This window comes from Arthrobacter sp. V1I7 (assembly GCF_030817015.1).
In the GTDB taxonomy this organism is placed as follows: domain Bacteria; phylum Actinomycetota; class Actinomycetes; order Actinomycetales; family Micrococcaceae; genus Arthrobacter.
This window is the reverse complement of sequence record NZ_JAUSYS010000001.1, coordinates 3,437,671-3,449,613: the sequence shown is the minus strand read 5'-3', so window position 1 is coordinate 3,449,613 and position 11,943 is coordinate 3,437,671. Positions and strand designations below refer to the sequence as shown.

General features: G+C 63.2%; 11 protein-coding genes and 1 pseudogene. 7 read left to right on the top strand and 5 right to left on the bottom strand.

Annotation, left to right across the window (positions count from 1 at the left end; all coding sequences use genetic code 11):
• Positions 1 to 23: 23 nt before the first annotated feature.
• Both QFZ69_RS15820 and QFZ69_RS15815 read right to left on the bottom strand, forming a co-directional pair.
• A complete protein-coding gene (locus QFZ69_RS15820; RefSeq protein ID WP_306912782.1) occupies positions 24 to 812 on the bottom strand; it encodes a GntR family transcriptional regulator in 789 nt (262 codons plus the stop codon).
• A 161-nt stretch (positions 813 to 973) separates the two neighbouring features.
• Positions 974 to 2,533 (bottom strand): glycoside hydrolase family 32 protein, encoded by a 1,560-nt coding sequence (locus tag QFZ69_RS15815; protein ID WP_306912781.1) that lies wholly within the window; start codon positions 2,531 to 2,533, stop codon positions 974 to 976.
• Between the two features lie 402 nt (positions 2,534 to 2,935).
• Here QFZ69_RS15815 and QFZ69_RS15810 point away from each other — a divergent pair, with 402 nt between their 5' ends.
• The 6 genes from QFZ69_RS15810 to QFZ69_RS15785 are packed head-to-tail and all read left to right on the top strand — an operon-like array spanning position 2,936 to position 9,027.
• Positions 2,936 to 4,372: a GH32 C-terminal domain-containing protein gene (locus tag QFZ69_RS15810; RefSeq protein WP_306912780.1), complete on the top strand. Its 1,437-nt coding sequence runs from the start codon at positions 2,936 to 2,938 to the stop codon at positions 4,370 to 4,372.
• Between the two features lie 45 nt (positions 4,373 to 4,417).
• Positions 4,418 to 5,755, top strand: a complete 1,338-nt coding sequence (locus QFZ69_RS15805) for an ABC transporter substrate-binding protein (protein ID WP_306912779.1) — start codon at positions 4,418 to 4,420, stop codon at positions 5,753 to 5,755.
• Between the two features lie 43 nt (positions 5,756 to 5,798).
• Positions 5,799 to 6,680: a carbohydrate ABC transporter permease gene (locus tag QFZ69_RS15800; protein ID WP_306912778.1), complete on the top strand. Its 882-nt coding sequence runs from the start codon at positions 5,799 to 5,801 to the stop codon at positions 6,678 to 6,680.
• Positions 6,677 to 7,582 (top strand): carbohydrate ABC transporter permease, encoded by a 906-nt coding sequence (locus tag QFZ69_RS15795; RefSeq protein ID WP_306912777.1) that lies wholly within the window; start codon positions 6,677 to 6,679, stop codon positions 7,580 to 7,582. The genes QFZ69_RS15800 and QFZ69_RS15795 overlap by 4 nt, the downstream gene beginning before the upstream one ends.
• 38 nt (positions 7,583 to 7,620) lie before the next feature.
• Positions 7,621 to 8,700, top strand: coding sequence for a LacI family DNA-binding transcriptional regulator (locus QFZ69_RS15790; protein WP_306912776.1), 1,080 nt, complete (start codon positions 7,621 to 7,623; stop codon positions 8,698 to 8,700).
• 39 nt (positions 8,701 to 8,739) lie between these two features.
• Entirely contained in the window at positions 8,740 to 9,027 is a 288-nt protein-coding gene (locus QFZ69_RS15785; protein WP_306912775.1) for a hypothetical protein, read from the top strand.
• A 92-nt stretch (positions 9,028 to 9,119) separates the two neighbouring features.
• Here the strand turns inward: QFZ69_RS15785 and QFZ69_RS15780 are convergent, their stop codons facing one another.
• Positions 9,120 to 9,572, bottom strand: coding sequence for a DUF4383 domain-containing protein (locus tag QFZ69_RS15780; RefSeq protein WP_306912774.1), 453 nt, complete (start codon positions 9,570 to 9,572; stop codon positions 9,120 to 9,122).
• Positions 9,573 to 9,788: 216 nt separating this feature from the next.
• Positions 9,789 to 9,920 (bottom strand): annotated as a pseudogene (locus QFZ69_RS15775) (IS481 family transposase); the annotation flags it as partial.
• Positions 9,921 to 10,213: 293 nt separating this feature from the next.
• Between QFZ69_RS15775 and QFZ69_RS15770 the strand changes: the two are divergent.
• Positions 10,214 to 10,396: a hypothetical protein gene (locus QFZ69_RS15770; protein ID WP_306912773.1), complete on the top strand. Its 183-nt coding sequence runs from the start codon at positions 10,214 to 10,216 to the stop codon at positions 10,394 to 10,396.
• A gap of 254 nt (positions 10,397 to 10,650) precedes the next feature.
• Here the strand turns inward: QFZ69_RS15770 and QFZ69_RS15765 are convergent, their stop codons facing one another.
• Entirely contained in the window at positions 10,651 to 11,931 is a 1,281-nt protein-coding gene (locus QFZ69_RS15765; protein WP_306912772.1) for a Wadjet anti-phage system protein JetD domain-containing protein, read from the bottom strand.
• Between the last annotated feature and the right edge of the window lie 12 nt (positions 11,932 to 11,943).

Sequence of the window (11,943 nt, the reverse complement as noted above, 5' to 3'; positions counted from 1 at the left end):
AAACGCGGTTGCAGTCCCTCCGGTCAGGACTGGAGGGACTGCATCACGGACAGGTGCCCGGCGCGTGCTGCGATCAGGCACTTGGCCAGGTAGAAGGGCCGGTTCGCGTGCCTGACGTACTGCGTCAGCACGAGGACCGGATCCGGGGCCCTCAGGTCCAGCAGCTTGGCCCGGCTGGGCCCCACCTGGCTCAGGCTGATCTGGCACTCGCCGGGTCCGAGGACCCGGCCGAAGCGTTTGTTCAGGCTGGCAAGCAGGGTGCTGCCGCCGTCGTCGTCGATTTCCAACGGCGCGGCGGCAGCGGAACTGCCGCCCAGGCTCACGGGCAGGGCCGAGATGTTTTCCTGGAGGTGGGCGATGGCTTCGCCGTCGCGGATCAGGACGGACTCCCAGAGCCAGCAATCGGTGCCGGGCTCCACGCCCACGCCGGGGGCGACGAACTCCGAGGCGGGCTGCCGCTCCCGTTGGATTCGTTTGATCTCGAGGTGTTGCCCGGGGCCGCCGAGGACTTCCTCGAAGGGGCGGATCCGCTCGATTCCGATGCGGGGGAGGGTGTCGGCGACAAACCGGCCGACGCCGCGGCGGGCCCGGATGAGACCGTCCTCCTCGAGCAGCATCAGCGCCTCGCGGACCACGGTGCGGCTGACCTTCATGTCCGCGCCGAGCTCCGTTTCCGTGGGGAGCATCGAACCGGGCGTCAGCAGGTTGTTGCGGATGGCCTCGGCGATCCGGGAGTACACGGCAACCCGGAGCGGCGAGCCGGACTGGGCCTCCACCGGCTGGGACAGGAACCTGGCGGCGTCCTCGTGCACGTTATTCCTCGCTTAGTGGTGTTCGGAAAATCCAGCCTACTCCACGGTGTGACGCGTTGTTGGACAAGGTGCCTTCAGGGATGGCGCTGCTGCGCAGCGGGCTCGCCGCCTTCGACCAGGCGAACGGCGCTTCGAATCTGGCTGTCGGTGACCCGGCGCAGCTAGATGGGGCTGCCGAACTCGCGGATTCTAATTCCGGTGAAGTCCGCCGGGCCGCCGTCGGCGTAAAACGAGATACCGGTGTCGCCGTCGGTGAAATGCACTTGCTGCGAAAGCACCGTGTGCCCGGCGTTCACGAACACTTCGACGCTCTGTGTATCGACGAAGATGCGCAGGTGCACCGATCGCGCGTTGGCGTCGATAGGCGCGGCAGCACGCGAGTAAGGCACGAGCGGGTAGCCGCTCTGGTCTGAGGGCGCACGGTCGACGTACAGCTCGTCGCCGTACTTGCCAACGTTCGTATGACGCAATCCGTCTGAGGAGCGGCCGACCGAGATCCCAACGTTCGTAGCCGCGTCCCATGAGATGTCGAGCTCGAGCTCGTAGGCGCGCCCACTCCACGGCAGCACGGAGCTGCCGTTGACCGTGCGATCGGGGAGCGTGGTGGTCGCGGTGACGTGGCCCGAAAGCGCCTCAACGGGGGTACTGAGCAAGCTGTACCGGCCGCCCGATTGGTGCTCGAGCCGCAGTTCCCGCACGATCGAGTTCTGCCCGTTGTACCCGTCGGATGCATCGGTGGGTACGTCGCGGTCCGCGTACTTCCAGTTGTTCATCCAGGCGATTGCAAGGCGTTTTGTCTCCGGTGCCTCGACCGACGGCCATGTGACAGCGGCGTACCAGTCCCAGCCCCAGTCGAGCCACTGCGGTGTGAGGCTGCCGGCGCTAAACGCCGTGCCGTTCCAGGCGCCCGTCCAATACGCATAGGTCATCGGTAGGTCGATACTGTAGGCATCCATGCTCGCGCCGAGCACCCAATGCCGTGTGCCGTCGCCAGCGGTCATCTCGAACAGATCGGGGCACTCAATCCCGCCGAGCGCAGGGTTCGGGTAGTCGAAGTTGGATTTCCACTGCCAATTCCGCAGGTTCGGCGAGGTGTAAAAGGCCGCGTAGCGTGCCCGTCCGATCACGCACACCCATTCGCTGCGTACCTCGTCCCAATGGATCTTGGGGTCCCGGAACCACTCTGCGTTTTCGATCTCCGCTGGTGTCGTGGCCGTGCGGCCGTCGGTGTTGACGATAACCGGGTCGGGGAGGGCGGTGAAGGTGTAGCCGCCGTCGGTCGACCAGTAGAGGTACTGCTCCTGATACTTGCGGATCCCGTCGGTCGGCTGCGTCGCGAGTGCGATCACCGCCCCGGCGCCGAAGCCGGCGGTGTTGGCGGCGTCGACGACGGCCGATCCCGACCACACCGGGAAATCGGGCTGCAAGGGCATCACCACGCCGTGGTGGGTGAAAGACACGCCATCACTGGTCGTCGCGTGGTCCCATCCGCCCGGGCCATTATTCTGCCCGGAGTGCAGGTAGTAGAGCTGGTAAGCGCCGTTGGTAGATACGGGTCGCTGCGGGTCGCACAGCCAGCCCGAGGGCGGAGTCATATGATAGACCGCCCGCAGGGATGACTGGGCGTGCGCTGCAACGGGTACGGCGCTGCTGGCAAAAAGGGTAAGAGCACCAACGCCTGCACCTTGCAGGACAGTGCGTCGTGAGATGTCGTGCCTCATAAATTGGTTTCCTCTCAAGATTCGGCGGGCGCCTTAGCCAGCTGAACGTGGTGGTAGCGGAGGCGCATCGGGGGTGGGACATGGCGAGGTCCCGGGCAGCAACGCTGCGCGCTCTTCGGGCTGGAGAAACATCCACCGGTGATCGTGACAATGAAATGCCGCTCAGCGTCGAGATGCATGGGCTCACCGGTTACGCAGGACGATAATCGGATTCGCAGGCGATGGTCAAGCGTTTAATCAAACAGCTTGTCACTATCCCGGAACGGCGCGGTTCACCTAGAGTCTTCCTGAGCTGAGGTGACGGGAGGCAAAAAGAAAATATTGCTAAAACGCTTGATCAAGGAGACGATTCACGCTAACTTACAGTGATCAAACGCTTTAGCAGAATGGACATCAGCGCAGATGAAACGCTCAGTCTTCTTCCAGCCCAACGATGGATGGGTTGGGGACCTTATCCCCTTCGAAAAGGATGGAGAGTTCTGGCTCTTCTACCTTCACGAAGACCGCTCGGATCCCAAACCCGGTACCTCATGGAACCTCGTCACCACCAAGGACCTCACGCAGTTTGAGGACCACGGCGTTTCTTTGCGTCACGGCAGCGAAACCGATCTGGACTTCAACGCCTACACGGGCAGTATCGTCGTCGACGATACCGGCATTCACCATCTGTTCTACACAGGCCAGAACCCCCGGAATCTCGGCCCTGACGGTACGCCCCTGCAGCTGGTCATGCACGCCTCGAGCACTGATGGCATGCAGACCTGGGTGAAGCACCCGGAACTCACGTTTGGTGCTCCGGACGGATATGAGTCCGGGGACTGGCGGGATCCATTCGTGTTCCGGGATGAAAGCAAGGACCAGTGGCGGATGCTGTTGGCGGCACGGCATTCCGACGGGCCGGAACGGCGTCGGGGTGTTATCGCCCAGTGCGTGTCCAGTGACCTGATGACCTGGCAGCACACTGAACCCTTCTGGGATCCGCGCCGCTACATTACGCATGAATGCCCGGACGTCTTCGCTTGGGGCGACTGGTGGTACATGGTGTACTCCGAGTTCTCGGAATCGTTCACTACCCGGTACCGCATGGCCAAGAGCCCCGACGGGCCCTGGACCGTGCCGAACCTGGACAGCATCGACGGCCGCGCGTTTTACGCATCCAAGACAGCAGAGCGCGAGGGGCGCCGCTTCTTCTTCGGGTGGATCGCCAGCAAGGAAGGCGATACCGATCAGGGACCTTGGCAGTGGGCCGGCACGATGGCCGTTCTGGAAGCCCGCCAAAACCCGGACGGAACCCTGGGATTTTCTTTCGCCGATGAACTCGTGGACAGCTTCTGGGAAGACATCCCGGTATCCCTGACCAACGACCTGCCCACACGGCTGGACGTGCCGGACGGGTACACCGCTGTCATATCCGACGAAGAACTGCCCAGCCGGTTCTATGCCAAGGCAGTGCTGGACATCGCCCCCAACGCCACCGAATGCGGGCTGTTGCTGCGCTCCAGCCAGGACGGAGACAAATCCTACATTCTGCGCTTGGAACCGAAACGTGGCCGGCTTGTCTTCGACCGCTGGCCACGGGCCATCACAGGAGACGCCCAATGGCAGGTGTCCGGGGACGTTCCGTTCGACATCGAGCTGGAGCGGCCCTGCGACCTTGCTCCGGGCGAGCACACCCTGGAGGTGATCGTCGACGGCGACCTGTGCGTCGCCGTCGTCGACCGGCAGGTAGCTCTCAGCACCCGGGTCTACGACCTGCCGGCGGGACGGATCGGCCTGTTCACCGGCGAAGGATCCGTCACCGTCACCCAACTTGAGATACGCAAGCACACCGACAACTGAATACCCCCACCCCAACCTGTGTTCCAATCAAGGGAGATTGCCGCAATGAAAAAACTATTCCGTGCTGCCGCCGTCGCAGCCGTCGCTGCCCTGGCTTTGACAGCCTGCGGCGGCGGAGGAGGCTCCAGCGACCCGGCCAACGTCAGCCCGACCGGGGAAATCAAACCCCGTGAAATTTCGTGGCTGCTTTCCCGGCCCGCTGATGGGGCAGTCATCAACATCATGAAGAAGCTCGCTGACGATTATGCGAAGGACCACCCGGGCTTCGCGCTGAACTTCATTACCACCCCGGACCGCCCCTCCTACATTCAAAAGCTGGAGACACTGGCTGCGGCAAACAAGCTCCCTGAGCTTTTCGACACCGACGCCACACCCTTCGCCCAGCAGCTGGCAAAACAAGGCAAAATGGTAGACGCCGACAAGCTCTTGAAGTCCCTGGACGTCTACGATGACTACCGGCCCGGTGCGTTGGACTACCAGCGCTTCGACGATGGCTCCCTGTACATGATTCCGTTCCAGTTCGAGCTGGAATTCATCTGGTACAACAAGGCACTGCTGCAGCAAGCCGGGGTGTCCGTCCCGAAGTCCCTCGATGACCTCCCCGCCATGTGCACCGCCCTGCGCGATGCCGGCATCACCCCCATCGCCATCGACGGCCAGGACCAATGGCCCCTCGAGCGGTACGTCGCCTACCAGCCGTTCCGTGAAGCCGGGCCGGATTTCATCCAGAAGCTCAAGAAGGGCGAAGCGAAGTTCTCTGACCCTGCAGGCCAGAAAACCGTCGAATGGCTGGCGTCGCTCGGCAGGGCGAAGTGCTTCCAGGATGGCTTCTCATCGCAGGGCTACTCCGACGCACAGAACCAGTTCACCTCCGGCAAGGCGGCGATGTACAACATCGGCACCTGGGAGCTGCCCAGTCTGGCCACGGACAAACTGAACCCTGATGTGCGCGATGACATCGACTTCTTCACCCTGCCGACGACTGCAGGATCAGTCACCGCTGCCAACGAGTTCGTCTCCCCGTCCGGGATCGGCATGGCCGTCAACTCCAAGACCTACGACCCGCTCGTCAGCGACTTCCTGAAGTTCGCCCTGAAGAAGTACCCGTCCGAATACGCGGCCACCGGTGCACTCTCGCCGACTACAAACGTAGAGACCGCCGTACCGGCCAACGCCACACCCTTGTACAAAAAGGCCCTGGAGAAGGCCAACGACCTCGGGGACAAACAGGCCATGCCGTGGGACACCCAGCTGGACCCGACAACCAACGGCCGGCTGCAGCAGGAACTCGTGCTCCTCGTCCAGGGCAACATCACACCGGAACAGTTCACCAGCACTATGGACAGCACCGTCGCGCAGAACGCCCCGAAGTTCTTCAAGTAATCACAGCGGTGGGGGCTGCGGCCCCCACCCGAAAGGCCTAGCCATGCTCCCCAACAGGTCACGACTTTCTGTCCTGGTGTTCCTGCTCCCACCCTTGCTGCTTTACGGCGTCGCCGTGCTGTTCCCCATCGTGCAGTCGCTGTTCCTCAGCTTCTTCTCCTGGAACGGCATCAGCGACATGGAGTTCGTAGGGCTCGCCAACTACGTGCGGATGCTCACCGCGGACGACATCTTCTGGCGCTCCTTCTTCAACGCCCTCGGGTATCTCGCCATCTGCCTGGTGCTGCAGCTCGGCGGCGCCCTGCTCGTCGCCAGCCTCCTCACCTCGATGCGACGCGGCCGCGAGCTCATCAAAACCCTGTACCTGCTGCCGGCGGTGATCTCCACCGTGGCGATCGCGTTCCTCTTCGTTCGCATCTACTCCATCGACCCGGTCGGACTGCTCAACCAGCTGCTGCACTGGATCGGCCTCGGCGCCCTTGAACGCCCCTGGCTCTCGGACATCAACACCGTCCTCGCCGCAGTATCGGCTCCCGAAGGGTGGCGGTTCACCGGCCTGTACATGCTCATCATCTACGCCGCTTTGCTGTCCGTTCCGCAGGAACTTGAAGAGGCAGCCCGCCTCGACGGCGCGTCGCGGTGGCAACTGTTCACCAAGATCCGCTTCCCGCACATCATGCCTGTCTGGATCACCACCACGATCATGGCAACAACCTACGGCTTGCGCGGATTCGACATCCCCTACCTCATGACGAATGGCGGTCCCGGACAGTCCTCCGAGCTGCTGACCACCTATATGTACAAGACGGCCTTCTCGAGCACCGACTTCGGATATGCCAGTACCATCGCCGTATTCATCGTCGTCGAGTGTCTGGTCGCCGTAGGGCTCATCCTCTTCATGCTCAAACGAAAGGCGGACGCATGACGGCGCCGGCAGCTCCGATTACAAGGCCCAGGGCAGTCCCATCAGACAGCCCGCCGCCGCTGCGGCGGCGTCGGCCGCCCAGCCTTCACAGCACCCTGTCAAGAGTGCTTATCGCCCTTATCGTCATTGTGCAGGTCTACCCTCTCGCCTGGCTTTTCATCACCAGTCTCCGCACTGAGCACGACTTCGCGACGGGTGACCCCTTCGCGCTGCCAAAGTCCCTGACGTGGGAGAACTACGCCCGCGCGTTCGAGACGGGCAACCTCTGGTTGAACATCCTCAACAGTTTCATCGTCACCATGGGAGCCAATGTCCTGATTGTGCTCCTGGGAATGATGGCTGCTTATGCGTTGCAGGTCCTCGGGTTCCGGTTCAGCAAGTTCGTCCGCAGCCTTTTCCTGATCGGCATCATCGTGCCCGTCCAGATCGCCCTCGTGCCGCTCTTCATCGACTACTCAACCATCAACCTGCTTGACACCTACGCGTCGATGATCATTCCCTTGGCCGGCTTCGCCCTTCCGATGTCCATCTACCTGTTCTCCTCGTTCTTTGAATACATCCCCCGGGAAACGTACGAGGCAGCCTCTCTTGACGGAGCAGGTCCGTACCGCATCTTCGGACTCATCACCCTGCCCCTGTCGGTAAATACTGTCGTGACAGTCGTCCTGGTCAACAGCATCTTCATCTGGAACGATTTCATCTTCGCCAACACCTTCGTCCTCTCCGAAGAACTGAAGACCATTCCGCTCGGCCTGCAGAACTACATTGGCGCCATGGGAAAGACCGACTGGACGGCCACCTTTGCCGCCGTCTGCGTCACCATCACGCCCCTGCTGCTGGTATTTCTCGTGCTGAACAAAGCAATGATCCAAGGCCTGGAAAGCGGGGCGACGAAGGGATGACGGCCACGGCAGACGGATATACTCCTGATGGAGGGCACATGATTTCGCAGGAGAAAGATTCAGGCAGCGCGGCCACCCCCGACGTTCCTGTCAGAACCGGCCGCGCCCATCCGGTTACCCTCCGCGAGGTTGCTGAAGCAGCCGGCGTGTCCACCGCCACGGTCTCGCTGGTCATCAACAAGAAGAAGAATGCCCGCATTGCGGATGAGACGCGTCAACGGGTCAAGGACGCGATCCGGCAACTCGGTTACCGCCCCAACGCGATGGCCAAGACCCTGGTCAGCGGCACCTCACGGTTCATCGGTCTCGTCGCCGACGCCATTGCCACCACCCCCTTCGCCGGCCAGATCATCCACGGCGCCCAGGACGAAGCATGGAAACACGGGTACGCCCTTCTCATCGCGAACACCGAAGGCAACCGCGACCTGGAACAGGACGCCATCGCCATGATGCTCGAATACAAGGTACGCGGAATCCTCTACTCCACATGGTTCCACCGGGCCACCGACATCCCGGAAACACTGCGCGAGGCGGACTTCGTCCTCGTCAACTGTTTCTCTCCAGAGGCCGGGGCGGCCCGCTCTGTCGTACCCGACGAAGCACAGGGTGGACAGTCGGCAACGGAAATCCTGCTCCGCGGCGGCCACTCGCGCATCGCCTTCATAAACGCCACGATTCCCGCCCCAGCCAAGGACGGACGGCTCCAAGGGTACAAGGAAGCACTCGAGGGTGCCGGAATTCCGTTCGACCCCCACCTGGTCATGGAAGCCTATCCGGACCAGGAAGGCGGATACGGCGCAACCGAAGAACTGCTCAAACGCAACGTCACCGCCGTGTACTGCTACAACGACCGCATGGCCATGGGCCTCTACGACGGCCTCCGGGAAAACGGGCTCTCCATTCCAGATGACATGGCCGTAGTCGGTTTCGACAACCAGGAAGTCATCGCCGCCCACCTTCGTCCGCCGCTGTCCACAGTGTCCCTGCCCCACTACGAACTCGGAGCGGCAGGAGTACGCATGCTCCTGGGCCTGGACGAAGCACCCAACGACTCCGCCGTGAAGATCACGTGCCCCACCATTGAACGCGCATCCGTGGCTGTGCACTCACCCGCATAGGTTCTCGGACTGTTCCTGCGGTACCGGAGGCGGGCGTCCGTGCTGGCAGTCATCGCGACCGCTTCCATCATTATCGGGTTCGCCGCCATGATGGCTGGGAATGTGGCCGAATTCAGGTTCTTCAGCGACCAGCCCGATCAGGAAGGCAACGCCCGCATGGGGGCCTGGATTGCCTTCCTGATCGGGCTCCTGACAGTCCTCTCAGGGGTGCTGCTGCTGGGCGTGGCTTCCTGGCGTCGGGGGATCCTTGCTTCATGGGCCAGATGGATATTCGTACTGGCGCTTCCCGCCACGATTGCCGTTGCGGCTGCCGGAGCATCGCTGTAGGGCGGGAACCGAAGCGGGGCGCAGGTTGCTGCGCCCCGCCGTGCCCACTAGTACGCCCGCACGTACCTTCGTGCTGGCCGCCCGGCTTTGGCTTAGGCCCGGGCCTTGGCGTGGCCCTTGGTGAGGATCAAGGCCAGGGCCACCATGCCGACGCCGAGCAGCAGGTGCAGGACGTTGTCAAAGCCGTTCAGCGGCACGAAGTTCCCGGCCGAATCCTGGGGGATGACCAATCCATAGACGAACAGGACCAGGTAGATGATGCCGCCGTAGAGGAGGAAGGAGCGCGCACCGGAAGCGGTCTTCGCAAGGGCGAGGCCTGCGGCGCCGAAAAGCAGGTGGACGATGTTGTGCAGGGCCGAGACCTGGAAAAGGCCCAGCAGCAGGGCCTCGGAGTGGTGTCCCGCGAAGTGTAGCTGGTCGTAGTTGGCGGTGATTCCCGGCACGAAGCCCAGGACACCGACCAGCAGGAACACGGCACCCACAACCATCGATGCCTTCTGGATGTTGGTGCGGGTAGCCCTGCCGGAGCTGGTGTGTGTCGTCATGATGATCTCCTGAATGCGGTTTGAGTTTATAGATCGACTGGGTTCGCCTTGCCTGCCAACCCAAGAGGTGATGTCAGTTATTCGGGCGTTGCGGCATGTCGGATGGGTGACTGGCAAAATATTCTGGAAATCACTCCGGAGTTTCGGCAGGCGCGGCTACCCGGGGTTCCGGGCTGCAGCCGGTCGCCTACGCTGCGGAATGCCGGCAGACACTATCTAGGTGTTTTTACCACGGAGGTTAGTTACGCGGCTTGCTGGTGCCTGACCTTTGAGTGAGTTGGGGCCTCGGTTGTGATTGAAGTGGTGCAGCCGCGCCGGGAAAGCGGCAACACGCTGGGCCTCTCCACGGCCCGCTTCTGGCGCCTGCAGTCCAGCCCGGTTTGCTTTCCAGGACCTCGGCGCTCTTCCTTGAACTCCTGAATCCGGCGGGCAGTGAACGCCCAGCTGGTCTCGCCGAAACCGGCAACAGAACGGACGGCGCTCAGCTGCTGGTTCCGGCGCCCGATGTCACCCAGCTGCTCTTCCATTTTGGCCAGCTGCGTCTCCTCCGACCGGGACTGGCCTCCTTCCTCGTCGGACTCGCCGTCACCAGGGGCGGCCGCCATGGAGAACGACATCCGAGACGGTTGGGATCCGGCTTGATGACGATCGGCGCAGTCGGGATGTTTGTCCTGCCGTTGCGGCCGCTCCTGTACGCGCTGGAAGTGCTGCCTCCCGCAATCGGTGCCGGAGTTTTCGCGTTGTTCGGCGCTGGATGGATCATGCTTGGCTTCATCCTGCGGGGTTACGTACCGGAGCGGAAAGCTGGAACCGCATGCGCCTAGGCCAGGGCAATTAGCGACTGCCGGATTTCTTCATCGGTGTGGACCGGCAGCCATCACCCGTCGGCTTCAAGGTACTTCTTGGCCGTGGCTACCTTCATGTAAAGCCTCAGGTTATCGCCGCCGGTGGACGTAAATCCGTGTCGCGCGTACCACTCGACTAAGCCAGGATTGTCGGCGTCTCCACTAAAGACTGTACGGAATTTGTACGGCAGTCGGTAGAGGCAAGCAGCGTCCGAAGCAAGCTGACGGGGCTCTCAGCCGGTCAGCAGCCGTTCCAGCGCCCAGTCCCAACGGATCAGCTCCTGCTCCAGCCTGACGGACTTTCCGAAGGAATCGCTGACCAACGCCTCGAAGAGTGCGGACTCCTCGGGCGTCAGCCTGCTCAGCGCCGCCCGGGAAGGGGACGGCTCGCTGCCCCAAGCGTCCCGGTGCGCCAGTAGCGTGCCCTCGTCCATCAGCACGCTGACCACGTGGGGGTGGACCGCCCGGAGCTGGTCCAGGATCCGGAAGCCGTGGGTGTCCAGGTCACCCCAGTACCAGACCGCGCACTCCCGCAGCCACTCCGCGTCCCGCAGCGACGAGAATCCGTACCCGCCGCCGTAAACGGCCAGCGTGCCGGGCACCTCCGGCAGGGCCAGGAAATTCACCAGGTTCTCGGTGACAATCACTTTCCTGACCGGCAACTGAAGCGTACTGAACGCCTCGGCCGTGACGGTCAGGTCCCGTGCTGCGCCCAGCAGCGGCAGCAGGGGGTCCAGCGCCCGGAACCTGACGAGCTCGGGCGGGTGCAGGAACCCGTGCCGCGCGGCGAAGCGTGCCGCCGGTGTCCGGGCAGGGGCCTGGCCCAGCAGTGACCCCGGCTCCGCGGCCGCTTCCGGAAGGTCATCGCCGTCGGCTGCGTCCACGGGGAGCGGCGGGTCCGCACGCAGCTCCGCGGCCATCTCATCAATCACCTTCCGGTGGTGCTCGATGAACTTGGTGTGCACACCGGTGATGCCGAGTTGCCGCACATAGATGCCGGGGTCCGGGTTGTCCCGCAGCCAGAGGGCCACCCGGGCGGCGGTCAACGCGTCACCGCCCAGTTCCAGCAGTTGCAGTGGACGTTTCAGCACCCAGCTGCGGAGACCGGGGTCCAGCTCGGACAACCCCTCGGCGAGCTCCCGGAACCGGGACGCATCCTTCGATCTGCCCACAAAGGCAATCTCATCGTCCGCCGCCGGAAACACGGCCGCGGCAGGCAGCAGGTTGGATCCGATGGTGGTGCGGCCCACCTCCGCGGTCTCCAGCGTGAAATGCCCGGTGGCGGCGAACAACTCCGCCGCCCAGGCTCGTGCCGCAGCATAGTCACTGCGGAGGGTGGCCGCCGTCGGGCGTTTCAGCGGACGGCGGCGCGGATAGACGCCGCTGGGTTCCAGCAGCTCGCGCAGCAGCACGCCGCTGTCCCAGGTCTTCTGCGACTGGGCGCGGAGCATCGCCAGCGTGGTCCAGCCGTGCGAACGTCCGGGCAGAGGCTCAGCGCGGAGGTCCCTTCCCAAACCTCGCAAGCT